Source organism: Halococcus thailandensis JCM 13552, assembly GCF_000336715.1.
GTDB lineage: Archaea > Halobacteriota > Halobacteria > Halobacteriales > Halococcaceae > Halococcus > Halococcus thailandensis.
The window spans coordinates 1-23,930 of the sequence record NZ_AOMF01000154.1 but is presented as its reverse complement, the minus strand read 5'-3'; the positions used below and the strand labels follow the sequence as shown (position 1 = coordinate 23,930).

Sequence of the window (23,930 nt, the reverse complement as noted above, 5' to 3'; positions counted from 1 at the left end):
CGCTCGCGCCGACCACCGATGCCGTGTGGCTCATTCGTTCGTCCTCACGACCGCCGTCATGCGGGGACCTCGGCGGGTTCGACCGCCTCCGCTTTCGTTTCGAGCCAGTCGACGACCTTTCCGGGGACGTCGACGTCGGCGACGCCGTCGAGCGCCTTGAACTCGACCGTGTGATTCACCTCGTGGACCGTATAGGAATCGCCCGTCTCCATCAGGTCGACACCCAGCAACCCGCCGCCGACGGCCTCGCTCGCGCGGGCGACGAGATCGCGTGCTTCGTCGTCGAGTTCGAAGCGCTCGGTTTCGGCACCCTTCGCCGCGTTCGTGAGCCAGTGGTCCGAGGAGCGGACCATCGCTGCCACGGGCTCGCCGTCGGTCGCCAGCACGCGGATGTCGCGGCCGGGTTTCTCGACGAACTCCTGGATGTAGAACACCTTGTGCTCGTAGTGGCCCAGCGTGGCCTTGTGTTCGAGAATCGCCTCGGCGGCGCTTCTGGAGTCGATCTTCGCCATCAGGCGACCCCACGAGCCGATGACGGGTTTGAGAACACATGGATAGCCGAACTCCTCGATACACTCCATCGCGCTCTCCTTCGTGAAGGCGACCTCCGTGCGCGGGGTCGGCACCCCAGCTCCCGCGAGCGCGAGGCTGTTTTTGGCCTTGTCGGCACAGATGTCGGCGGTCGCGGGATCGTTGATCACCGGGATCCCGTAGGCCGCGAGGAACTGCGTCGCGTACCGGCTCCGGCTGGTCGCCAGACAGCGGTCGACGACGATGTCGACGTCGGCGAGCGCCGCCGGCGGCTCCGAGAGCCCGAAGCGCTGGTCGCGTACGTCGACTTTCACGACCTCGTGGCCGCGCTCGCGGAGCTCGCCGAGCAGGAGCTTCTCGTCCTGCCTGATACGCGAGTAGAGGACGCCTATCTTCACGCTTACTCCCCCCAGTCTTCCTCGAGCTCGGGCGCGGTTTCGAGTTCGACAGGGCCGGTGGCGACCACTTCGAGCTCGCCGCCGCAGGTGCCACAGTCGATGATCTCGCCGGTCTCGACGTCGTCGTGCAGGGATAGTTCGGCCCCACATTCGGGACAGTTCGCCATTGTGTCCCCACCTCACCCGGGAATCCGCTTAAACCCTTCGAACCTGTTCGATAGTTTACAAAAGGCGTGGACGTCTCTCGACGTCGAAATCGGGCGGTTCGCGCGTTTCGTCGGTATCGACGAAGTGAAATGTTCCCCCTCGCGGGGGCGGTCGCTCAGGCAAACTCACCCACCTCCGCTTCGAGTGCGCGCTCGGCCACGGTGAGCGCCTCGCGACGCTCGGCGAGCAACCCTTGATCGTCCTCGATTCCGCTTTCCAGTTCGTCGAGCACCGCCGCGACCGCACCGGGTGCGGGCCCGCCGACGGAATCACGACTCGCCACGCTCGCATCCGGGTCGAGCGCCGCCTCGACGGCCTCGCGCTCGACGTACGCCGAGAGCGAGTCGTCGAGCACCTCTTGGGCTGCTGCCTCGACGGCCGCGTAGTCGGCACCCTCCTCGACAGCCGTCGCAACTATTTCGTGCGCCGTGCGGAATGGCACGCCGTGCATCGCGAGCAGGTCGGCGACGCCGGTCGCGGTCGAAAACCCGTCACCTGCTGCGGCGGCCAACTCGGATTCGTTCCAGGACGCGGTCGCGACCGCACCCGCCGCGACCTCCGTCGCGGGGACGACCGCATCGACGGCGCTCCAGATGTGGGGCGTCGCCTCCTGGAGATCGCGGTTGTACGCCCGAGGCAACCCCTTGAGCGTCGTCAGCAACCCGTTGAGGCCGGCGCTCGTGGTCCCGGCGGCGGCCCGGACGAGTTCGAGCGTGTCGGGGTTCTTCTTCTGGGGCATGATCGACGAGGTCGAGGCGTAGTCGTCGTCGATCTCCACGTAGCCGTCGGCCGCGAACTCGACGAGATCGGTCGCCAGCCCCGAGAGCGTCACCGAGAGGATCGAAAGCGCGCTCGCCGCCTCGACGAGGAAATCCCGCGTCGAGACCGCGTCCATCGAGTTTTCGAGCACCGAATCGAACCCGAGCAGGTCGGCGGTGCGCTCGCGGTCGATATCGAACGGCGTGCCCGCGAAGGCCGCCGCGCCGAGCGGCGAGCGGTTCGTCCGGTCGTAGGCTTCGAGAAGCCGCCCCGTATCGCGTCCGAGCGCCTGCGCGTACGACGAGAGGAAGTGGCCCACGGTGATGGGCTGGGCGGGCTGACGGTGGGTGTAGCCGGGCATCGTCGTCTCGCAGTGCTCGCGCGCCTCATCGATCAGCGCCTCGCGGAGCACGAGCGTCGCCTCGATCGCATCGAGGAGTTCCTCGCGCAGGCGATACCGGATGCACGTCGCCACCTCGTCGTTGCGGCTCCGTGCGGTGTGCATCCGCCCGCCCTCGCTCCCTATGCGCTCGATGACAGCCGTCTCGATGGCGGCGTGGATGTCCTCGCCGTCGAGCGCGTCGTAACCCGTTTGCTCGACGTCGGCGAGCGCATCGAGGATCGTGCTCGCGCTCTCGTCGTCGATGATTCCCTGCTCGGCGAGCATCACGACGTGCGCGCGGTCGACTGCGAGATCCGCTTCGAACAGCCGCTCGTCCGCGTCCATCGAGGAGAGAAAGCCACGGGCGGGGCCGCCGCTGAAGCGCTCGCGGCGCACTACGTCGCCTCCCTCCTCGCTCATTTCAATTTCCTCCGCTCTCGCCCTCGTCGCTCACGCCGCCGTCGGCGGCCGCTTCGGGCTTGCTTGCATTCTCGATGACTTCTCCAGCGAGCCGCGACTGGAATCCGTGGTACTTCGCCACACCGGTGGCGTCGTTCTGCTCGATCCCGCCGCCGACGTCGGCGGTGTTGAACGAGGCTGCCGAGGCCGAATACACCCCGTAGGGACTCTCGCGGCCCACGGGTCTGGCCTGCCCGCCCTCCAGTTTGATCGTGACGGTGCCGGTGACACGCTCCTGCGTCGAGTCGATGAATCCGTCGAGCGCATCGACCAGCGGTGCGGCGAGCAGCCCCTCGTAGGCTTTCTCGGCCCACTCGTGGTCGACCTGCTTTTTGAAACTCCGCTCCTCCTTGGTGAGCACGAGGTCCTCGAGGGCTTCGTGCGCATTGAGAAGCACCGTGGCGGCGGGATGCTCGTAGTTCTCACGGACTTTGAGTCCGAGCATCCGGTCTTCCATCAGATCGGTGCGCCCGACGCCGTGTGCGCCGGCGACCGCGTTGAGCTGTTCGATGAGTTCGATCGCATCGGTCTCCTCGCCGTCGAGCGCGACCGGACGACCCTCGTCGAACTCGATTTCGAGCAGTTCGTGTCCGCCCTCGGGGGGCTGTGTCCAGTCGTAGATCTCCTCCGGCGGGACGTAGGAGGGCTCTTCGAGGTCCGATCCCTCGACCGAGCGGCTCCAGAGGTTGGTGTCGATGCTCCACGCACCGCCGTCGCCACCCTCGACAGGGAGATCGCGCTCGGCGGCGTACTCCTGTTCTGCCTCGCGGGTGAGCCCGAGTTCGCGCACCGGTGCGATCACGTCGAGATCGGAGGCGCGCCAGACGGTCTCGAAACGGAGCTGGTCGTTGCCCTTGCCCGTGCAGCCGTGGGCGAGCGCGGAACAGTCGTTTTCGATGGCGGTGTCGAGGATAGCCTGTGCGATCACGGGTCTGGCGAGCGCCGTCCCGAGGGGGTAGCCCTGATAGGTGGCGTTCGCCCGGACGGCGTCGAGGCAGGTCTCGGCGAAGGCCTCGCGCGCGTCGATCACGTGATGTTCGAGATCGAGCGCGGCGGCGGTCGCCTCGGCCTCGTCGAACTCGGCTTCGGGCTGGCCGACGTCGACGGTGACGCCGACGACCTCGTCGTAGCCGTACTCCTCCTCGAGGATCGGGACGCAGACGGTCGTGTCGAGCCCGCCGGAAAAGGCGAGGGCGATGCGGTCGGAATCGGGTGTGGATGTCGTGTCTGTCATCTGGTGTGGGAGTGATGGTTCGTCCAGCGAACCCTTCGGGTAGGCTGGAGAGCGTAGCGGATCGGTGGGAGAGAAGTGTATGCGGGCCTAAAGGCCCGGTCGTCGCGGTCGGAGCGCGCACGCGCCGGCGGTCGAAAACGAGCCGGCGTCGTGTGTCCGCGTCATATGCAGCCTGTGGATGGGCGACCTATTAAATGCTTCCGGCTCGGCAACGCTTGCACCGCCGACCATCACGATCATTCCGCTCGCACCCCTCCGGTGGCTATGTTCAGCCTCAACGTCCCGGTGCCCGGTCGGGTGAAACGCCTCGCGGCGACACTCCACCCTCGGCTGGCGGGCTTCAAGCGCGTGCGCGAGCGCCACTCGCTGGTCTGCAAACGCTTCGAATCCGAGGAGTACGATCGTCTCTCGGAGCGCGTCCGACGCGAGCTCGACGGCACGACACCGATCGAAGCACGCGCGACGACCATCGATTTCTTCGAAGAGCCCATTCGTGGTCCCGGACCGGTAGTCTATCTCGCCGTTGCGAGCCCGGGACTCGTGGCGATCCACGAGCGCCTCGTCGACGCCTTCGGCGCGATCGCCGACCTCGAAGGCGACGAGTACGTCCCCCACATCACCCTCGCCCGTGGGGGGAGCGTCGATCGTGCCGAGGCGCTCCGCGAGCGCCCCGTCGATCCGATCGAGTGGTCGATCTCCGAACTCAGTTTTCACGATGCGGTCCACGACGAGCGCGCTGGAACCCTCTCGCTGCCGGTGTCGTACTGAGAAAGAACGGTTACTGCCAGTCGGCGAGCGTGGCTGCCTCGGCGAGCGGAAGCGACAGCCAGGCGTCGTCCCGCGAGATATCGGCGATGACGAACCGCTCGACGGTGCCGTCATCGTCGACCGAGCCCATGACGTCCTCCGCGGAGCCGGCTGTCGCCACAGCGGCCGTATCTGGCGTCATACTATGTGAGTACATACCAACGATATATAAACTCACCGGACTGTGGTAACGACAGTGCCGGACAGCAGTCTCCGACATCGTTGTTCACATTACGACGATCATGTAAAACAACGGTACCGAAGTTGGGCGACGCGTTAACACAAAACTTATGCGCATACGGCAAAGCTTCACTAACTGGAATGAGAGACGATAACAGCCAGACGCGACGTCGTTTCCTGAAAACGACCGGTGGTGCGGCGGGGGCGCTCGCGCTCGCCGGCTGTACGGGTGGCGGCGGGGGCAACGACTCCGGCGGCAACGGTTCCGGTGACAACGGGAGCGGTGGTGCCAACGGGTCGGGTGGCAACGGGAGCAGCCAGCAGACCCAACAGGAGATCGAGGCCGATCCTTCGAAGACGCTCAAACGGATCATGACGGGGACGATCACGACCCTCGATCCGATCGAAGCGACCGACGAGTCCAGCGGCTACGTCAATCAGCAGCTCTACGACATGCTGATGAACTACCCGGACGGGAAAGCCGACCCGAAAAAGGGACTCGCCAAGAGTTTCGAACTCTCCGACGACAACACGACCTACACGTTCACGCTGAAGGACGCGACGTTCCACAACGGCGATACGGTCACGGCACAGGACATCGTCTACTCCTGGGAGCGTCTGGCAGCTTCGTCGAACTCGAAACGTGCGCCCTTCATTCTCGACTCGCTCGGCGTCAAACACGAGACGACGACGCAGGAAGGCGAGGAGACGTACAAACCCGGTTCGCTCGCGATCAACGCCAAGGACGAGACGACCTTCGAAGTCACGCTCTCGGCCCCGTTCCACGCGGCCCAGGAGATGATGGCCTACAACTCCTTTGCCGTGCTGCCCGAGGGATACGTCGGCGATATCGAGGGCTACGACGGCGAAGTATCCCAGAAAGAGCTCTCCACCAGCAAACCGGTCGGTGCCGGTCCGTTCAAACTCAAGGAGTGGAACTCGGGTACCAGTGCTGAAGTCGAGCGGTTCGACGACTATCACGGCGGGAAGGCCTCCGTTGCCGGCGTCCGCTGGCAGGTGTTGGAGAAATCATCGCCCCGCTATAACTACGCGATGAATAAGAACGCGGATGTCTTCACGATTCCGACCTCCCAGTACGACCCGAGCAAGGTCAACGTCCAGCGCGGTCCCGACGATCTCGGTCGGGAGTTCGGTACCTACGGACAGGTCCGCAACGGCTCGACGCTCCAGTATCTCGCAGTTCCCGAAATCAACACCTACTACGTCGGGTTCGACATGTCGAAGGTACCGAAACCGGTGCGACAAGCCTTCGCCTATGCGGCGAACCAGCAGCAGTTGACCAAACAGGTCTTCAAGGGCCGTGGTGTTCCTGCCTTCCATATCACGCCGAAATCGATCTATCCGGGCGGCGGCTCGAAGGCCTACGACAAACACGCCAAACAGAACTACCCCTACGGCTACAACAAAAGCCAGCTCCAGAAGGCCCAGAAAGTGATGAAGGACGCGGGCTACGGCCCGAACAACCGCTTCACAATCCAGTGGACTCAATACCAATCTGATACGTGGCTCGAACTGGGCAAACTGTTCCGTGATCAACTGTCGAGCGCGTTCATCGACATGCAGATTCAGCAGACCCCGTTCGCGACCCTCACCGAGCGCGGTCGCAGCGGCAAACTCGAAGTTTACACGCTCGGCTGGATTGCCGACTGGCCGGCCCCGGACAACTTCCTGCAGCTGCTCAACCCGCCACAGACCGACACGTCCTCCGACGCGCCGCTGTCGTACATCAACTGGAAGCCGGAGAACGGCGATGCGGCACAGCGGGCATCCAAGGCGTACGAGGCGGTCTCGAACAACCAGGCACCGACGAAACAGGCCCAGCAGGCCCGCAACAAGGCCTACGTCAACATGGAGGAGGCCAACTGGGAAGACGTCGGCTTCCTGCCGCTCTACCACAGCCTCGGTGAACGCTTCGCGTACAACTGGGTCGACATTCCGCCGTACGGCGGGATGGGCGACAGCCGCCAGATGTACAACGACGTGAAGATCGCGAAGAACCGCCAGTAACCACACCCTCCACGGTGTGTGGTTTGCAGTTCCGATGTTCGGTGGTGATCGATCGCGCCGAGAGCCGTCCGAACCTAACCGAAAACTATAATGAATCCACATCACATACGAACGTGCAGCATGAGAGCTAGTTTCGCGGTGAGTACTGTCCCATGAGTCGCTGGAGCTACTTCCTCCGGCGGCTCGTGCTCTCGATCCCGGTCATCCTCTTCGGGACGACGATCGTCTTCATGCTCGTCCGTCTGGGACCGATCGACCCGGCGGCGGCGATCGTCGGCATGGGCAACCCGCAGGGGATCGAACGGATCCGTGAACAACTCGGTCTGACACAGCCGCTCTGGCAGCAGTATATCGACTTCATGATCAACATGTTCACCCTCGATCTCGGCCAGTCGTGGGTCATCCAGCCCGGCCGGGACGCCTACAGTCTCGTCGCGAGCTACGCGCCCCGGACGATCTGGCTCGGCTTCTGGTCGGTCGTCATCGCGCTGTTCATCGGCATCCCGCTCGGCTTCTACGCCGGGCTCAACCCGAACACGGGTGGGGACTACTTCGCCTCGTTCGGCGGGATCGTCTGGCGGGCGATGCCGAACTTCTGGCTGGCGATCCTCCTCGTGAGCGTGCTCGTCCAGTCTCAGGACCTCCTCTTCGGCTTCAACTGGTCGAACTGGCTCGTCACGACCGATATCCTCTCGCCGCCGAACTTGCGATTCCTCTCGACCCCGCTCGAAGCCATCACGAACCCGATCGACTGGTGGGTTTCGACCGGCGCGAACGGCTCGTTCCTCGCGGCGCTGAAACAGATCGCGCCCGCGGCGATCGTGCTCGGGTCGGCCTCGATGGGTAACGAGATGCGCATCGGTCGCACCGCGATCCTGGAGACGATCAACTCCGACTACGTCGAGACGGCGCGCGCGAAGGGCGTCTCCGGGCGCAGCCTCATCTGGAAACACGTCTTCCGCAACGCGCTGATCCCGCTGGTGCCGATCATCACCGGCGAGGCGTTCCTCCTGGTCGGCGGCTCGGTGCTCGTCGAGACGGTGTTCGCCATCAACGGGATCGGTTATCTGTTCTATCAGGCAGCACTCAACGCGGATCTCCCGCTGTTGGGTGCGCTGATGTTCATCTTCATCCTGATCACCGTCTTCACGAACATCCTTCAGGATCTGCTGTACACGCTGATCGACCCGCGCGTCGGCTACGAAAGCGAGTAATCCATGAGTGAGACACAATCCGACGAAGAAGTACCGCTCCGAGACCGCATCGCGGCGAACCCGCGTCCAGCGCTGCAGTGGCTCGCCGGTGCGCTCGTCCTGCTGGCCGTCGAGTTCGGCGCGTTCATCGGCGTCATCATCCAGCTCGCGCTGACGGCGGTCCGCCTGCTCCCGTCGAACCCGGGAGCGGCCGCGCTCGCGAGCGCCGGTGAGGCCGCCGAGTCGATCCCGACGCTGCTCACGCGCGGCCTCATTCCGAACCAGGGCTATCAGACCGCGAGCGGCGAGTGGATGGGGACGTTCCTCGGACTGGAACCGGCGTACGCGTGGCTGCTGCGGGTCGTCCTCATCTACGCCTACGCGTTCGTCTGGCTCGGCTGGTTCTGGGTCGGTTACCGCTGGTTCCGCAAACACTACCGGTACGCCGACTGGACGCCACGGGACGACGTCGTCGACCGACTGCGCTCCCATCGGTGGGGCCAGTTCGGTTTCGTGCTCGTGCTCGCCTTCTTCGTGCTGGCGCTGTTCGCGCCAGCGCTCGGCCCGACGACCGTCGACGCGAACATCCAGAGTCCCTACACGCATTACACGAAATACTACGACGACGAGATCGAGTCGGTATCGAACGTCACCGTCGGCACCGCGAATCTCGGCTCGACCTCGCAGGGGGCCGGCGGCGAGAACGTCGGTCCGTGGAGCTACGACGACTACGGACGGTTCCATCCGTTCGGGACGCTCACAGATGGGAAGGATCTCTTCACGTTCATGGCGGCGGGGGCGCGCATCTCGCTGATGATCGGCCTCGTCTCGCTGCTGATCGCGGGATTCATTGCCACCGCGCTCGCCATGCTGACGGCCTACTACAAGGGTCTCGCCGATCTCGCGGCGGTCATCACCAGTGACTCGATCCAGTCGCTACCCGTTTTGCTGGTGTTGATCCTTGCTTCCGCAGTCTTCGGCAACACGTGGATCGCGAACCTCTACAACGGGGCGGTACTGCTGATCGCGATCTTCTCGGTCACGTACTGGCCGTTCTTCTGGCGGGCGCTGCGTGGTCCGGCGCTCCAGATCTCCGAACAGGAGTGGATCGACGCCGCAAAGAGTTTCGGCCAGAAGCCCCGAACGATCATGCAGAAACACATGTTCCCCTACGTCGTCGGCTACCTGCTGATCTACGCATCGCTGACGCTCGGCGGCATCATCATCGCCGTCGCCGGACTGTCCTATCTCGGTCTCGGCATCACGCCGCCGACGCCGGAGTGGGGACGCGCGATCTCCGCCGGCCAGCCCTACGTGGCGACCGCCTCGTGGCATATCTCGCTGATCCCGGGCATCATGATCACGCTCATCGTCGTCGGGTTCAACGCGCTCGGCGACGGCATCCGTGACGCGCTCGATCCCCAGAGCGAGGGTGGCGAGGACACCGGTGGCGAGGCCGCCGTCGCCGGGGGTGGTGGCGCGTGAGCAGCCAACTCCCGCGCGAGCGCACCGCGGGCGAGACCGTGCTCTCCGTCGAGAACCTCCGGACGGCCTTCTTCACCGACAAGGAGACGATCCGCGCGGTCGACGGCGTGAGCTTCGACGTCCGTGAGGGCGAGACGGTCGGCATCGTCGGCGAGAGCGGCTCGGGCAAGAGCGTGACGGCACGCTCGATCATGGGGTTGATCAAATCCCCGGGGCGCGTTCTCGACGGCGCGGTCAACTTCCGCGACCGCGACGTGCTCTCCCGACTGGTCGACTCGAATCGGAAGCGGACGGCCGACGTCGCCGGCCTCTCCGGGGCAGAGCGGGCCGACGCCGTCGACGAGGACGACTTCGCGTTCGTCGAGGAGTGGGATGGCGACGAGCCAGCCGACGGCTACGTCGACGTCACTCGGGTCCCGGATTCGGCGCTCCGAACGCTCCGTGGCAACGGCATCGCCATGATCTTCCAGGATCCGCTGAGTTCGCTCAATCCCGTCTACACCGTCGGCAATCAGATCAAGGAGGCGCTCAGGCTCCATCAGGGGCTTCGGGGCCAGGAGGCGACCGAGGAGGCGATCAACCTGCTCGAAGCCGTCTCGATCCCCGACGCCAAACGCCGCGTCACGGAGTACCCCCACCAGTTCTCCGGCGGGATGCGCCAGCGCGCGGTCATCGCGATGGCGCTGGCCTGCGAGCCGAAACTGCTCATCTGTGACGAGCCGACGACGGCGCTCGACGTGACGATTCAGGCACAGATCCTCGAACTCCTGTCCGATATTCAGGAGGAACGCGGGCTGTCGATCGTCTTCATCACCCACGACATGGGCGTGATGGCCGAGATCGCCGACCGGCTCAACGTGATGTACGCCGGCGAGATCGTCGAGACCGCGCCCGTCGAGGAGGTGTTCGAAAATCCGAAACATCCCTACACGCAGGGGTTGCTCGAATCGATCCCCGGTCGCCATCCCGGCGAGGATCGGCTCCGAACGATCGAGGGTGACGTGCCGACGCCGAACGAGCCCGCGACCGACTGTCGGTTCTCGCCGCGGTGTCCGGAGGCGTTCGCCGAGTGCGAGAGCGTCCATCCGGTCTCGGTGCCGGTGAACGAGGAGGCGAGCGATCACACCGCCGCCTGCCTGCTCTATCCCGAGGACCAATCGCGCGAGAGCGCCGTGGAGACCCATCGGCGGCGCGGTGAGGACAGCGAGGAGGCACTCAATGAGTGAAACGATTCAGCGCGAGACGGAGGTATCGAGCGGCGAGACGCTGGTCGATGTCGAGAACCTGAAGACCTACTACGAGGGCGGCGGGCTGCTCTCCGACGAACCGGTCAAGGCCGTCGACGACGTGACCCTCCGGATCGAGCGCGGCGAGACGCTCGGGCTGGTCGGCGAATCCGGCTGTGGGAAGACCACGCTCGGGCGGACGCTCGTCCAGTTGGAGTCGGCGACCGCCGGCACGGTCGAATTCGACGGCACCGACGTCACGAAGCTGTCGGGCAGCGAGCTGAAGAACTGGCGGCGGAACGCCCAGATCGTCTTCCAGGACCCCGAATCGAGCCTCAACGATCGGATGACCGTCGGCGAGATCATCCGCGAACCGCTCGACGTCCACGACTGGAAGTCGCCGCGCGAGCGTCGCCAGCGCGTGCGCGAACTGCTCGAAACCGTTGGGCTGCGCGAGGAGCACTATTACAGGTATCCCCACCAGTTCTCCGGCGGCCAGCGCCAGCGCGTCGGCATCGCCCGCGCGCTCGCGCTCTCGCCGGAGTTCATCGTGCTCGACGAACCCGTGAGCGCGCTCGANGGCGGCCAGCGCCAGCGCGTCGGCATCGCCCGCGCGCTCGCGCTCTCGCCGGAGTTCATCGTGCTCGACGAACCCGTGAGCGCGCTCGACGTCTCCGTGCAGGCGAAGATCCTGAACCTCCTGGAGGAGCTGCAAAACGAGTTCGGGCTCACGTATCTGTTCATCGCGCACGATCTCTCCGTGGTGCGCCACATCTGTGATCGCGTCGCGGTGATGTATCTCGGCAACATCATGGAAGTCGGTCCCGCCGAGGAACTGTTCGCCGACCCGTCGAACCCCTACACGCACGCGCTGCTGTCGGCGATCCCCGAGGCAGACCCCCAGAGCGACAAGGAGCGGATCACGCTGCGGGGCACCCCGCCGAGCCCGCGCGATCCGCCGACGGGCTGTCCGTTCAGCACGCGCTGTCCGGCGAAGATCAGGCCCGAGAAATATCGCGACACGGACGACGAACTCTGGGAGCGCATCGAGGTGTTCCGTGAGGTGTTGCGCGAACGCGACCGAGCCGAACGATCGCTCTCCGAGCGGGCGCGCGCACTGCTCGGCATGGAGACCCGGTTTTCGGACGTCGACGAGATGCACGAGGAGCTGTTCGGCGACGTGGCGGTGCCGCCGGCGATCCAGGAGCAGCTCGACGCGGTGGAAGAACGCCTGCGCGACAACGACGAGGCGGGCGCGATCGCCCTCCTGCGCGAGGAGTTCGGCAGCGAGTGCGACACGGAGATGCCGGCCCACCACGAGGTGAGCACGGCCGGTCGGACGAGCCTCTGTCACCGCCACAAGGACGAACACGAGGAACCCGACGAGTTCTTCACCCACACCGTCTTCGGCGAGCAGTGATGGCCGCCGACCGGCCACGCCCGGCGGCGCTCCGGCTGCGCCAGGCGATCGACGCGCTCGTCTACGGCGTCGCGTTCGTGGCCGCCCTCGTCGCGATCGCGGCGATCGTGAGCGTCCCGCTCGGCTGGGGGCTGGTCGGCGTGAAGTTCGCCCTGTTTTTCGTCGGTTTCTTCGTCTTCGGTATCTCGGCGTTCCAGCTCCGCCCGACGCCGCCGTGGAAGGACGACGACCCGGCCGACGAGCGCGAGGAGACGCGCTTCCAGGCGGCCGTCCAGCGGTTGCCGCCGCTCGGGCGGTACGGGCTCGCGCCCGACGATCGGCTGTCGTCGCCGGCGAAACTGTTCGTCGCGAGCGTGCTCGTGTTGCTCACCTCGTTCGTGATGGAGACGGGGTTCGGCATCGCCGCCTGAGACCGCACCGAGCAACAGGCTTTACACCCCACGAGTCCCAGCGCGCGTATGCCCGAAACGAGCGAGAACCCGGATCAGGGCGACCGGCTCGCCGCCCGTGCCGACGGTCTGAAGGAGGCGTGGGCGGCCACGCTCGACGACATGGACGCTCTCGCCGCCGAGTACGAGGCCGACGGCTGGGCAACGCTCACCATCCCGGCCGGCCACACGGCGACCGAAGCGCCCGAGAGCGGCGACGAGGAGCGCTTCGGCCTGGTCTACGTGATCCCCGACAACTACGCCGAGGAGTTCTCCGATGTGTTCGACGACGGCGAGTTCCCGCGCTACGACGTCTTCCGCAACGAGTCGCACGGCCAGGTGTTTCTGGTGACGCTGCTCGCCGATCCCGACAGCGAGACGGCGGTGTTCGTCGCCGGCGGGTTCGAGCGCCGTGGCTCGCGGCCGTTGATGGGGGCCGCCAGCGAGGCTGGGACGATGTACACCCATCTCCAGACGCTCGACGGCACGCGGCTGGGTTCGTTCGAACACGACGACCCCGAGAAGTTCTTCCCGGCGACCGATTACGACGCCGTTCGGTAGCCCGCGAAGTGGAAGGACTTTGTAGGTGGGCGGCCCACTGACCCATCATGAACGTCGCCGACGCGATGACGCCGCGCGAGTCGCTCGTTACGGTTTCGCTGCCCGGGACGCGCGACGACGCGCTCGAATACCTCCAGGAGCGATCGTTCTCCTCGGTTCCCGTCGTCAAGGGCGAGGGCGACGACGAGGAGTTCCGGGGGCTGGTCTCGCGACAGACGCTCATCGAACGGCCCGACGAGGACCAGCTCGCCCTGCTGGTCGAGGAGGGACCGACGACGACTATCGATACCGCCATCGAGACGGTCGCCGCGACGATGGTCGAAGAGCGCGCCCGTCGCGTCCCGGTGGTCGACGGCTATCTGGAGGGGATCATCACCGTCACCGACGTCGTGCGAGCCATCGCCGAGGGTGACGCCGCCGGCGACACGCAGGTCGGCGAGCTCGCCTCTCGAACCGCGAACGCAGTCTACGTCGATACGCCGCTGACGGTCGCCGAGCGCGAACTCTCACACTCGGGCGTGCCCTACGCCGTGGTGCTCGACGACGACGGCGAGATGTGTGGCATGCTCACCGAGCCGGACATCCTCGAGGTGGCACGGGTCGTCGAAGGCGAGGCCGAGACCGGCGAATCGATCGCCGATCAGGACGACGACTGGATGTGGGAGGGGATCAAGGCCGTCGGCAACCGCTACTTCCCGACGCGCAACGTCGAGATCCCCCACGAGCCGGTGCGCGAGTTCATGACCGCCGACGTCGTGAGCGTCGGCACCACGCGGACCGCACAGGAGGCCGCACGGGCGATGATCACGAACGACATCGAACAGATCCCGCTGGTTAGCGGGAGCGAGCTCATCGGCATCGTCCGGGATATCAACCTCCTGGAGGCGCTCGATGGCTGATGCGACGGCCGGCGCGGACGCCGACACGCTCGCCGAACTCGCCAAGCGCCGCGGCTTCTTCTTTCCCGCGAACGAGGCCTACGGCGGTGCGAGCGGCTTCTACACCTACGGGCCCGAGGGCGCGGCGCTGAAGCGCAACCTCGAAGCGAGCTGGCGCGAGCGGTTCGTCACCCGCGAGGACAACATGGAGATCTCCTCGCCGACGGTCACGCCGGAGTCGGTGTTCGAGGCTTCCGGCCATCTCGACGGCTTCGACGACATGATCCTCGAGTGTCCCGAGTGCGGTGCGAACCACCGCGCCGACCATCTCGTCGAGGACAACACCGAGATCGAGGAGGCCGAGAGTTTCGGCACCGATCGCATCGCCGAACTCGTCGCCGAGCACGGGATCGCCTGCCCGTCGTGTGGAACCGAACTGGCCGGCGAGTCCGTCGAGGCGTTCAATCTGATGTTCGAGACGACGATCGGGCCGGGCTCCTCGTCGCCGGGCTATCTGCGTCCCGAGACCGCACAGGGCATCTTCGTCGAGTTCCCCCGGCTGGCCGAGTACGCGCGCAATCAGCTCCCGTTCGGCGTCGCCCAGATCGGCCACGGCTACCGTAACGAGATCAGCCCTCGGCGCTCGCTCATTCGCGTCCGTGAGTTCACGATGGCCGAACTCGAACAGTTCGTCGATCCCGAGAGCGACGCACCACCGATCGAGCGCGTCGAAGACGTCACCCTGCCGCTCTATTCGGCGGTTGCACAGGAGGGTGAGGGAAGCATCGAGCGCATGAGCGTCGCCGAAGCGCTCGACAGGGGCGTCGTCGAAAGCGAGTGGATCGCCTACTATCTCGGTATCGCCACGGAGTGGTACGAGGCGGTCGGCGTCGACATCGAGCGGTTCAGATACCGCCAGCACCTGCCCGACGAACTCTCACACTACGCGAGCGACTGCTGGGACGCCGAGGCCGAACTCGACGACAACTGGATCGAGATCACCGGGTTCGCCGACCGGGGTGCCTACGACCTCTCGAAACACGATTCCCACTCCGACGAGGCGTTCTCGGTGTTCAGACCCTACGACGAGACGAAGACCGTCGAGCGGCCCTCGGTCGAGCCCGACATGAGCTATCTCGGGCCGGAGTTCGGCGCGGACGCCGGCGACGTGGCCGACGAACTCGCCGCGCTCGCCGAGCGGAACCCGTCGGCGTTCGACGGCGACGAAGTGGCGGTCGAACTCGACGGCGAGCAGTACGAACTACCGACCGAGAAAACCGGGTTCGCAGTCCGGTCGGAGACCATCACCGGCGAGCACGTCACGCCCCACGTCATCGAGCCGTCGTTCGGCATGGGGCGCGTGCTCTACACCGTTCTCGTCCACAGCTATCGCGAGGACGAGGTCGAGGGCGAACCCCGGAGCTATCTCGCCCTCCCCTCGGAGCTCGCACCGACGTTCGTCGGCGTGTTCCCGCTGATGGACAAGGACGGGCTCGGCGAGCGCGCCAACGAGATCGCCGCCGACCTGCGCGCGGCCGGCTTCGCGGTGGAGTACGACGACTCGGGTAACATCGGGCGGCGCTACCGCCGTCAGGACGAGGTCGGGACGCCCTACTGCGTCACCGTCGATTACGAATCGCTCGACGAGGGGACGGTGACGGTGCGCGAGCGCGACTCCACGGCGCAGACGCGCATCGCGATCGACGAGCTGCCCGCCCGACTCACGGCGCTGCGGGCGGGCGAGTCGCTCGTCGACTGATGGGCGAGCTCAAGCGCCGAGCCGTCCACGCCAGCGGCACGGCGCTGCCGGCGGCGTATCTCCTCGATATCATCAGCTACGAGCAGTTCCGCTGGCTGCTCGTCGCCGGCTCGGTCGTCGTCTGCTGTCTCGAAGCCCTGCGCCTGTTCGTCGGCCTCGACTGGCGGCTCTACGACGAGCTCACCCGCGAGTACGAACAGGACAACCTCGCGGGCTACGCGCTCTACACGTTCAGCGGCACCGCCGTCGCGCTCGTCTTCCAGCCCGCGATCGCCATTCCCGCAATCTTGATGCTGACGATCGCCGACCCGCTCAGCGGCCTGCTGGGCTCCGGCGAACTCCAGAGCATGAAGGAACTGTCGGTGCTCGCGGTCACGTTCGCGGTCTGTTTTCTCATCGCGGTCCCGTTCGTCACCCCCATTCCCGCGGTCTGCGGTGCGTTCGCCGCGACGCTCGCCGACGGCGTCAAACCCGTCGTCCGGGGGTACGTCGTCGACGACAACCTCACGATCCCGATCGCGGCGGCGGTCGCCATCACGATTGGACTCCGACTTACCGCTCATGGGCTCCCATTTGCTTCCGGCTAAGCGACCGCCACGAACCCCGATTTCACTTTCACCCGCATCTGCGAACGCTTATTCGGGATGGCCCGGTAGAACGGCCCAATGGCGACCACCGGTGAGGAGTACGTCGAGCGCCCGCTCGTCGAACCGGGCGTGCTCGAACGCCGGCGCTATCAGGCCGAACTCGCCGACCAGGCCGCGAGCGGGCACACGCTCGTCTGTCTGCCGACTGGACTCGGAAAGACCACGGTGAGCCTGCTCGTGACCGCCCAGCGCCTCCACGAGCAGGGCGGGACGTCGCTGCTGCTCGCGCCGACGAAACCCCTGGTCACTCAGCACGCCGAGTTCTATCGCGCGGCGTTGACGATCCCGGACGACGAGATCGTGGTGTTCACCGGCGAGGTCAGTCCCGACGACCGCGAGGAGCTGTTCGAGCGCGCGCGGGTCGTCATCGCCACCCCGCAGGTCGTCGAGAACGACCTCATCGGCGGTCGCATCGATCTCTCCGATACTACTCATCTCACGTTCGACGAGTGTCATCGCGCGTCGGGCGACTACGCCTACAACTACATCGCCGAGCGCTATCACGCCGACGCCGAGCAGCCATTGGTAACGGGGATGAGTGCCTCGCCGGGTGGGGACCGGGAGGCGATCCAGTCGGTCTGTGAGAACCTCGGGCTGGCGAACGTCGCGGTGATGACCGAAGAAGACGCCGACGTCGCCGACTACACCCACGATACGTCAGTCGAGTGGGAGCGCGTGACGCTGCCCGACGAGATCCTCGCCATCCGGGATTCGCTCGTCGCGGTGATCGAAGACCGGCTGGAGAAGCTGAAGGAGCTCGGCGTCTCGCACACGACGAGCGCGGACATCTCCCAGCGCGACCTCAACCGGATCCGGAGCGAGCTCCAGCAGCTCATCGACAACGATCAGTCGGAGGGCTACGAGGGGATGAGCATCCACGCCGAGGTGATGAAGCTCCGACGGGCGGTGACGCTCGCCGAAACCCAGAGCGTGGAATCGCTCAGACGGTATTTCGAGCGCCAGCGCAACGCCGCGCGCTCGTCGGGCGCGTCGAAGGCGAGCCAGCGGCTCGTCTCCGAGGCCAAAGTGAGAGAAGCGATGGAGCAGGCGGAGACGTACGACGATCTCCATCCGAAGTTCCGCCGGACGCGAATCTTGCTCGCGCAGTGTCTCGGCATCGACGGCGGCGAGCGCGTCATCGTCTTCACCGAGTCGAGGGACACCGCCGAAACCCTCACCGAGTTCCTTGGCGCACACTTCGAGACCCGGAAGTTCGTCGGGCAGGGCGACAAGGAGGGGTCGGACGGGATGACTCAGAACGAACAGCAGGAGACCCTCGACGCGTTTCGCGCCGGGGAGTTCGAGGTGCTGGTCTCGACGTCGGTCGCCGAGGAGGGGCTCGACGTACCCGAGGTTGATCTAGTGCTGTTCTACGAACCCGTACCCACTGCCATCCGCTCGATCCAGCGCAAGGGCCGGACGGGACGACAGACCGAGGGTCGGGTGATGGTGTTGCTCGCCGAGGACACCCGCGACGAGGCCTACTTCTGGAAATCCCGCCACGAGCAGTCACGAATGACCGACGAGCTCGACAGTTTGAAGAGCGCCGCCGGCGCGATCGAGTCCGATCTCGCTCAGCAGGGACTCGACGCGTTCGAGGGCAATGGGACCGCGTCGCCGGAAACCGGTGCAACGGCCGGCGACGGCGGACAGTCGGGGCTGTCGTCGTTCGCCGTGCCCGGCGAAACCGATCCGACGGACGAAACGACTGGCGAGACGACCGAGACCGACGGGACGTCCGAATCGGATTCCAAGGGTGCAACCGACGACGAGGGAGTGGTAGCGACCGCGGCGGGCGACGATGGCGTCGAGATCGTCGTCGATCAGCGCGAGCTCGACGCCTCGATCGCCCGCGATCTCTCGACGCGCGAGGACTGTGAGACGCGCCTCGAAACGCTCGCCGTCGGCGATTACGTGCTCTCCGACAGAGTCGTGGTCGAGCGCAAGTCAGTGAGCGACTTCCTCGACACCCTCACCGGCGGCGATCGCTCGCTCTTCGAGCAGGTCGGCGACGCGGCGCGCCACTACGCCCGGCCCGTGGTGCTCATCGAGGGCGACGACCTCTACGGCGAGCGAAACGTCCATCCGAACGCGATCCGGGGCGCGCTCGCCTCGCTGGCGGTGGATTTCGGTGCGAGCGTGCTCCGGACGACCGACGAATCCGACACGGCCGATCTCCTCCACGTGATCGCGGGCCGCGAGCAGGAGGTGGCCGACCGCGAGGTGAGCGTCCACGGCGAGAAGGGAGCCAAAACGCTCACCGAACAGCAGGAGTACGTCGTGAGCGCGATCGCGGACATCGGACCTGTGACCGCGCGCGCCCTCCTGGAGGAGTTCGGCACCGTCGAGGGCGTGATGATCGCCAACGAAGCGGACCTCCTGGCGGTGTCGGGCGTCGGCGAGGTGACCGCCGAACGCATCCGCGAGGTCGTCGGCAGCGACTACGATCCCTGATCGGCGGCGATAGCTTCTTTGATCGGACTACCGATCGTCTCAGTATGGGCATCACGCGCCGCGGATCACGCTGGCTCGGCTATTTCGTCCTGCTGGCAGGTCTCGGACTGTCCGCCCTCATCGAGTTCAGTAGCCTCATCGCGTTTGTTCTGGCAGGCCTGTGGCTTGTTGCCGGATTAGTGTTCGTCCTCGCTGGTTTTGAGACACCCTTGACCGAGCGATTCGGCTGGCATCGATTTTTCGGCCTCGGATTTTCAATGGCTGGTCTCATTCAACTGATGACCGGTCTGTTTTTCAGGACTGGTGACGGTGGGATGTTCTACGCCGTCGCTACCCTCTCGATGGCTGTGTTGTTCGCGTTCATGGGCTTCGATATCGCACGCGATGGCCCACATTTCGATATCGATCCGGACGAAACGGTCTGACTACTTCCGGGCGGTCCGCATCGCGTCGAGCGCCTCGGCAGCCTCGTGGGCGGCGGCGAGATACTCGCGCGTCCGTCCGAGATCATCGGTTTCCTCGGCCGTGGCCGCCAGTTCGTGGAGCGTGCGCGACAGCGACGCCTCGGCCGCTTCGAGGTCGCTCGCCCCGCTTGCGGGCCGGGCAGCCGGGTCCGGCTGCTGCTCGTTCGTCCGGATCGTGCCGTCGGTTCGAGCCGCAGTCTGCCGGTTCTGTGCTGGCTGTGTCGGATTCTGCGGCTGTTGGGTCGGGGTTCGTGTGGTCTGTTCCCCGCTCGGGTTCGGCTGCGTACGCGGCTGTTCGCTGGCGGATTGTTCGTCGTTCGCGTTCGCGGCTGTGGTCTCGTCGTTTGCGTCCGTGGTGGCTGTTCGGTCGTCCGCCCCGCTGTCGTCCGCGGACTGTTGGCAGGTCGGACAGAACGTCTGACCGTCGTAGCGAAAGAGCGGGCTTCCACAGCGATCACAGTGAGTGTCGGTCATCGTCGCGCCCTGGAGCAGCAGTTCGCTCATCTGCTCGGTCGTCTCACGCTTTTCGTCCTCCTCGGCGAAGCGCTCGCGCAGTTTCTCGCGTTCGGCTTCCTTGTCGAACTCGCTCATACCCGATCAAGGCGTCGCGCTTCAAAAAGGACTGTGGGTGTGCTCGCAGCGCCGTAACTGCGGACGACAGCCATCGTGCTGGCGATTCTGCGGTGAATCGACGACGGTGGGGGAGTTCGATTCGAGTCCGCCACGCGGCCAAACCGGGTAAACTTGCGTGGAAAATAGTGGGGTTCCGAAGCGCTTTAGCCCGCTCCGCGAGTCATTCCGGTATCATGGTCAAAGTGAGCGTGGTTGGTGCGGCGGGCACGGTGGGGGCGGCCGCGGGCTACAACATCGCGTTGCGCGGCATCGCCGACGAGATCGTTTTCGTGGACATCCCCGATCAGGAGGACACGACCGTGGGGCAGGCCGCCGACGTCAACCACGGCGTGGCCTACGATACGAACACGACGATCCGGCAGGGCACCTACGAGGACACCGCCGGCTCGGACGTGGTCGTCATCACCGCCGGCATCCCGCGCGAGCCCGGCCAGAGCCGACTCGATCTCGGTGAGGACAACGCGCCGATCATGGAGGATATCGGCGACTCGCTGGCCGAGCACAACGACGAGTTCGTCTCGGTCACGACTTCGAACCCGATGGACCTGCTGAATCGCCACCTCTACGAGATGGGCGACAGACCCAGAGGCCACGTCATCGGCTTCGGCGGCCGGCTCGACTCCGCGCGCTTTCGCTACGTACTCGCCGAGCGCTTCGACACACAGGTCCAAAACGTGGACGCGACGATCCTCGGCGAGCACGGCGACGCACAGGTGCCCGTCTTCTCCAAGGTGCGCATCGACGGCGAGGACCGCTCGTTCGGCGACGACGAGCGCGCGGACATCCTGGAAGGGCTCCAGGAGAGCGCGATGAACGTCATCGAGCGCAAGGGCGCGACCCAGTGGGGGCCGGCGACCGGCGTCGGTCACATCGTCGAGTCGATCGTCCGCGACACCGGCACGGTGCTCCCGGCCTCGGTCCCGCTCGACGGCGAGTACGGCCACGAGGGCGTGAGCGTCGGTGTTCCCGTCAAACTCACGAGCGATGGCGCGGAAGTCGTCGACTGGACGCTCTCGGAGTACGAGCGCGAACAGCTCGGCCAGGCCGCCGACAAGCTCGAAGAGCAGTACGACGCGATCCGCTGAGCCGAGCGAGCTTTCCTTTCGCACCGCGTAGCGCCGCCGTGGAGCTGCACGTCCGCTACGAGGGTGACGACGATCCGGACAAATGCACCGCCCGCAAGCTCGCCCGGTTCGATCTCGCCACCCTCCATCGCTCGGCCCGCGAAACGCCCCCTGGCGTGGTGTTGAACCCCCACGCCGAGCAGGCGCTGTCGCCGGCCGACCGCCGCGACGTCACGCCCGAACGGCTCGTCGCGCTCGATTGCTCGTGGGAGACCGCCGAGGCCGAGCAGTTCTCGCTCGGCGGGCCACACCGGGCACTGCCCTTTCTGGTCGCGGCCAACCCGGTGAACTACGGCACCCCGTTTCAGCTGACGACCGTCGAGGCGCTCGCGGGCGCGCTCTGTGTTCTCGGCGAGCGCTCCCACGCCGAGAAACTCCTCGCGAAGTTCCGCTGGGGCCACACTTTCCTCGAACTCAACGACGAACCGCTACGGCGCTACGCCGACTGTGCGGATTCGGGCGACGTCGTCGCCGTCCAGGAGGAGTATCTCGCCGCCGAGTAGCCCGTTTCGGAAACCCTTAACCCCGCCGACGCGTTGCGAGCGGTATGGCCAGATTCGACCAAGCGGAAGCGCGCATTCTCGAGAAGATGATCTGCATGCGCTGTAACGCCCGCAACCCTGCCGGAGCGGACAGCTGTCGGAAGTGTGGCTACAAGAACCTTCGCCGGAAGGCTCGCGAGCGCCGCAGCGCCTGAGACGGCTGCCCGGAATCCTTTTGCGTCGCACACGTCTATTCGGCCCATCATGAGCATGGGCTCGGACATGTACCGTCAGCAGATCCTCGATCACTACAAGAACCCCCGAAACTACGGCGAACTCGACGATCCCACCTTCAGCCACGTCGGCGAGAATCCGATGTGTGGCGACGAGATCACCGTCGATATCCAACTCGAAGACGACGGCGAGACGATCGAGTACGCCTCCTTCCACGGCGACGGCTGTGCGATCAGCCAGGCGAGCGCGAGCATGCTCACCGGCGAGCTCCAGGGGATGACCCTCGACGAGCTCGACGAACTCGACCGCGACGACGTGATCGACCTTCTCGGGGTGGATATCAGCCCGATGCGCGTCAAATGTGCCGTGCTCGCCGAGATGGTCGCCCAGGACGGCGCGGCCATCTACCGCGGCGAGAAGACCAACATCGAGAAGACCCAGACCGAGTAGCTCGGGCGAAAACCTCGCAACATCTATCCTTCCTGCTCGTTTCGAACCCAGTAGTGATGCGATGACGCCCGCACTGCTTCGACGACGGGGCCGACGGTTCCGATCACGACCGGGGCGATCGTCCGTGACGAGGGAGCTCGGGCGATGAGTCAGCGACTGCCCGAGGAGTGGTTCATCGAGGACGAGCGGACGAACGCCGCCATCGCGTGGCTGTTCGCGGCGGTGCTGGCGCTGTCGGCCGTCGGGAACGTGCTCGCTGGCGAGCTGGTGACCGCCACCACCGCCGTCGTCGCGGTCGTCGTCACCGTCGTGCCGGCCTGGGTCGGGCGCTCGTGGCGGCGGACGATCCCATGGCCGCTGCTGGCGCTCACGTACGTGTTTACCCCGAGGACACAACAGCGGGTACAGCCTGAGATCGTGAAATCATCTCGTTGTCCCGGGCGACTCGCTTGAACTCTTNTCTATCAGCGATTCAAGCTCTCTCCGCGCCACACGCTGGAGTTCTGCTCGCTCACGGACTGTCAAGTCGCTCTCCAGCCGGGTCTGGAGAGCGACGTACAGCTGTTTGAGGGCATGGTAGATCGGTTCGCCTTCTGCCTGCTTCTCGGCAGCATCTTTAGCTTCCCGTAGAATATGCGCCCAACACCGCTGGAGGTTGCTGCTGAAGGCCGGATATGCCGTCCACCCATCACAGACGACCGTTCCCGCGAAGTCCTCGCCGAGGACTTCTGCGGGAACATCACTCCCTCTACTCTCCCTGACCGCGTACAGCGTNCCATCACAGACGACCGTTCCCGCGAAGTCCTCGCCGAGGACTTCTGCGGGAACATCACTCCCTCTACTCTCCCTGACCGCGTACAGCGTGTGGTTCTCGGTGGTGAACGTCCAGATCCATGCCTGTTCACCGTCTCGTTTGATTCCAGTCTCGTCAACGTGGACAACGTCGGCTTGCTGTATCTTGTGGCGGATCTGCTCGTACTCACAGCGACCGGCGCGCGCAGCGCGCTCGGTCGCGTGCCACGCGGACGCGCCTGAGAGTTCCAGNCTGTATCTTGTGGCGGATCTGCTCGTACTCACAGCGACCGGCGCGCGCAGCGCGCTCGGTCGCGTGCCACGCGGACGCGCCTGAGAGTTCCAGCCCGTGCAGTTGCTCGAAACGGTCACCGATCTTTCGGTAAGGAAGGCGGTGATCATATCGAGAAAGTGCTGACTGAGCGATGACGTTCACCCCGAACTGCCCCCTATCGGGGCAGTCGGGGTGTGAGGCGACAGTCTCTGTCCCACANGAAAGTGCTGACTGAGCGATGACGTTCACCCCGAACTGCCCCCTATCGGGGCAGTCGGGGTGTGAGGCGACAGTCTCTGTCCCACAGGAGTGACACTCGTAGTGGTGGCGGTTGTACTGGGTGACCTCTGGTGGCTGTGGGTCTGGGAGTTCCTCGACGAGTCGGGGGCTGACGCCCGCCGACTCGTCAAATTGTTCGCCACACTCAGGACAACAGTCACA

Annotated in this window: 24 protein-coding genes and 1 pseudogene; 18 read left to right on the top strand and 7 right to left on the bottom strand. The window is 65.6% G+C overall.

Annotated elements, in window-relative coordinates; genetic code table 11:
- Nucleotides 1–56: 56 nt before the first annotated feature.
- The 4 genes from lysX to C451_RS09955 form a co-directional block, all read right to left on the bottom strand.
- Nucleotides 57–929 carry a lysine biosynthesis protein LysX gene (lysX, locus tag C451_RS09970; RefSeq protein ID WP_007740216.1) on the bottom strand — a complete coding sequence of 291 codons (873 nt, stop codon included), beginning with the start codon at nucleotides 927–929 and terminating at the stop codon, nucleotides 57–59.
- Nucleotides 930–931: 2 nt separating this feature from the next.
- A complete protein-coding gene (gene lysW, locus C451_RS09965; RefSeq protein ID WP_004053979.1) occupies nucleotides 932–1,096 on the bottom strand; it encodes a lysine biosynthesis protein LysW in 165 nt (54 codons plus the stop codon).
- Between the two features lie 155 nt (nucleotides 1,097–1,251).
- Entirely contained in the window at nucleotides 1,252–2,697 is a 1,446-nt protein-coding gene (gene argH, locus C451_RS09960; protein WP_007740214.1) for an argininosuccinate lyase, read from the bottom strand.
- Between the two features lies 1 nt (nucleotide 2,698).
- Nucleotides 2,699–3,970, bottom strand: coding sequence for an argininosuccinate synthase (locus tag C451_RS09955; RefSeq protein WP_007740212.1), 1,272 nt, complete (start codon nucleotides 3,968–3,970; stop codon nucleotides 2,699–2,701).
- 264 nt (nucleotides 3,971–4,234) lie between these two features.
- On the opposite strand from C451_RS09955, the gene C451_RS09950 reads away from it, so the two are divergent.
- Nucleotides 4,235–4,738: a 2'-5' RNA ligase family protein gene (locus tag C451_RS09950; protein ID WP_007740211.1), complete on the top strand. Its 504-nt coding sequence runs from the start codon at nucleotides 4,235–4,237 to the stop codon at nucleotides 4,736–4,738.
- Between the two features lie 10 nt (nucleotides 4,739–4,748).
- Here the strand turns inward: C451_RS09950 and C451_RS22905 are convergent, their stop codons facing one another.
- Nucleotides 4,749–4,919 carry a DUF7556 family protein gene (locus C451_RS22905; protein WP_007740210.1) on the bottom strand — a complete coding sequence of 57 codons (171 nt, stop codon included), beginning with the start codon at nucleotides 4,917–4,919 and terminating at the stop codon, nucleotides 4,749–4,751.
- Between the two features lie 179 nt (nucleotides 4,920–5,098).
- On the opposite strand from C451_RS22905, the gene C451_RS09945 reads away from it, so the two are divergent.
- The 12 genes from C451_RS09945 (at nucleotide 5,099) to C451_RS09890 (ending at nucleotide 19,461) form a co-directional block, all read left to right on the top strand.
- Nucleotides 5,099–6,985 carry an ABC transporter substrate-binding protein gene (locus C451_RS09945; RefSeq protein ID WP_007740209.1) on the top strand — a complete coding sequence of 629 codons (1,887 nt, stop codon included), beginning with the start codon at nucleotides 5,099–5,101 and terminating at the stop codon, nucleotides 6,983–6,985.
- Nucleotides 6,986–7,137: 152 nt separating this feature from the next.
- Nucleotides 7,138–8,199, top strand: coding sequence for an ABC transporter permease (locus C451_RS09940; RefSeq protein WP_004053991.1), 1,062 nt, complete (start codon nucleotides 7,138–7,140; stop codon nucleotides 8,197–8,199).
- A 3-nt stretch (nucleotides 8,200–8,202) separates the two neighbouring features.
- Nucleotides 8,203–9,663, top strand: coding sequence for an ABC transporter permease (locus tag C451_RS09935; protein WP_007740208.1), 1,461 nt, complete (start codon nucleotides 8,203–8,205; stop codon nucleotides 9,661–9,663).
- Nucleotides 9,660–10,889, top strand: coding sequence for an ABC transporter ATP-binding protein (locus C451_RS09930; protein WP_007740206.1), 1,230 nt, complete (start codon nucleotides 9,660–9,662; stop codon nucleotides 10,887–10,889). Before C451_RS09935 ends, C451_RS09930 begins: the two co-directional genes overlap by 4 nt.
- On the top strand, nucleotides 10,882–12,309 hold the full coding sequence (locus C451_RS09925; RefSeq protein ID WP_007740203.1) for an ABC transporter ATP-binding protein: 1,428 nt from the start codon (nucleotides 10,882–10,884) through the stop codon (nucleotides 12,307–12,309). Before C451_RS09930 ends, C451_RS09925 begins: the two co-directional genes overlap by 8 nt.
- A complete protein-coding gene (locus tag C451_RS09920) occupies nucleotides 12,309–12,719 on the top strand; it encodes a DUF7555 family protein (RefSeq protein WP_007740201.1) in 411 nt (136 codons plus the stop codon). Before C451_RS09925 ends, C451_RS09920 begins: the two co-directional genes overlap by 1 nt.
- A gap of 48 nt (nucleotides 12,720–12,767) precedes the next feature.
- On the top strand, nucleotides 12,768–13,298 hold the full coding sequence (locus C451_RS09915; protein ID WP_007740199.1) for a DUF7529 family protein: 531 nt from the start codon (nucleotides 12,768–12,770) through the stop codon (nucleotides 13,296–13,298).
- A gap of 47 nt (nucleotides 13,299–13,345) precedes the next feature.
- Nucleotides 13,346–14,197, top strand: a complete 852-nt coding sequence (locus tag C451_RS09910) for a CBS domain-containing protein (RefSeq protein ID WP_007740197.1) — start codon at nucleotides 13,346–13,348, stop codon at nucleotides 14,195–14,197.
- Nucleotides 14,190–15,935 (top strand): glycine--tRNA ligase, encoded by a 1,746-nt coding sequence (glyS, locus tag C451_RS09905; protein ID WP_007740195.1) that lies wholly within the window; start codon nucleotides 14,190–14,192, stop codon nucleotides 15,933–15,935. The genes C451_RS09910 and glyS overlap by 8 nt, the downstream gene beginning before the upstream one ends.
- Nucleotides 15,935–16,522, top strand: coding sequence for a hypothetical protein (locus C451_RS09900; protein WP_007740192.1), 588 nt, complete (start codon nucleotides 15,935–15,937; stop codon nucleotides 16,520–16,522). The genes glyS and C451_RS09900 overlap by 1 nt, the downstream gene beginning before the upstream one ends.
- 78 nt (nucleotides 16,523–16,600) lie before the next feature.
- Nucleotides 16,601–19,036 (top strand): DEAD/DEAH box helicase, encoded by a 2,436-nt coding sequence (locus tag C451_RS09895; RefSeq protein WP_007740185.1) that lies wholly within the window; start codon nucleotides 16,601–16,603, stop codon nucleotides 19,034–19,036.
- Between the two features lie 44 nt (nucleotides 19,037–19,080).
- The gene (locus C451_RS09890; RefSeq protein WP_007740183.1) at nucleotides 19,081–19,461 is read left to right on the top strand and encodes a hypothetical protein; all 381 of its coding nucleotides are present in this window, start codon (nucleotides 19,081–19,083) and stop codon (nucleotides 19,459–19,461) included.
- Here C451_RS09890 and C451_RS09885 read toward each other — a convergent pair whose 3' ends face one another.
- Nucleotides 19,462–20,091, bottom strand: a complete 630-nt coding sequence (locus C451_RS09885; protein WP_007740181.1) for an Sjogren's syndrome/scleroderma autoantigen 1 family protein — start codon at nucleotides 20,089–20,091, stop codon at nucleotides 19,462–19,464.
- Nucleotides 20,092–20,306: 215 nt separating this feature from the next.
- Here C451_RS09885 and mdh point away from each other — a divergent pair, with 215 nt between their 5' ends.
- The 5 genes from mdh (at nucleotide 20,307) to C451_RS09865 (ending at nucleotide 22,876) form a co-directional block, all read left to right on the top strand.
- Complete coding sequence (gene mdh / locus C451_RS09880; RefSeq protein ID WP_007740179.1) at nucleotides 20,307–21,218, top strand: malate dehydrogenase; 912 nt, start codon at nucleotides 20,307–20,309, stop codon at nucleotides 21,216–21,218.
- 38 nt (nucleotides 21,219–21,256) lie between these two features.
- The gene (locus C451_RS09875; RefSeq protein ID WP_007740177.1) at nucleotides 21,257–21,760 is read left to right on the top strand and encodes a DUF367 family protein; all 504 of its coding nucleotides are present in this window, start codon (nucleotides 21,257–21,259) and stop codon (nucleotides 21,758–21,760) included.
- Between the two features lie 44 nt (nucleotides 21,761–21,804).
- Nucleotides 21,805–21,954, top strand: coding sequence for a 50S ribosomal protein L40e (locus C451_RS21075; RefSeq protein ID WP_004054012.1), 150 nt, complete (start codon nucleotides 21,805–21,807; stop codon nucleotides 21,952–21,954).
- Between the two features lie 49 nt (nucleotides 21,955–22,003).
- Nucleotides 22,004–22,423 (top strand): iron-sulfur cluster assembly scaffold protein, encoded by a 420-nt coding sequence (locus C451_RS09870; RefSeq protein ID WP_007740175.1) that lies wholly within the window; start codon nucleotides 22,004–22,006, stop codon nucleotides 22,421–22,423.
- Between the two features lie 144 nt (nucleotides 22,424–22,567).
- Nucleotides 22,568–22,876, top strand: coding sequence for a hypothetical protein (locus tag C451_RS09865; RefSeq protein ID WP_007740174.1), 309 nt, complete (start codon nucleotides 22,568–22,570; stop codon nucleotides 22,874–22,876).
- On the opposite strand, the pseudogene C451_RS09860 reads toward C451_RS09865, so the two are convergent.
- A pseudogene (locus C451_RS09860) lies at nucleotides 22,853–23,930 on the bottom strand (IS66 family transposase); the annotation flags it as partial. The gene C451_RS09865 and the pseudogene C451_RS09860 overlap by 24 nt on opposite strands.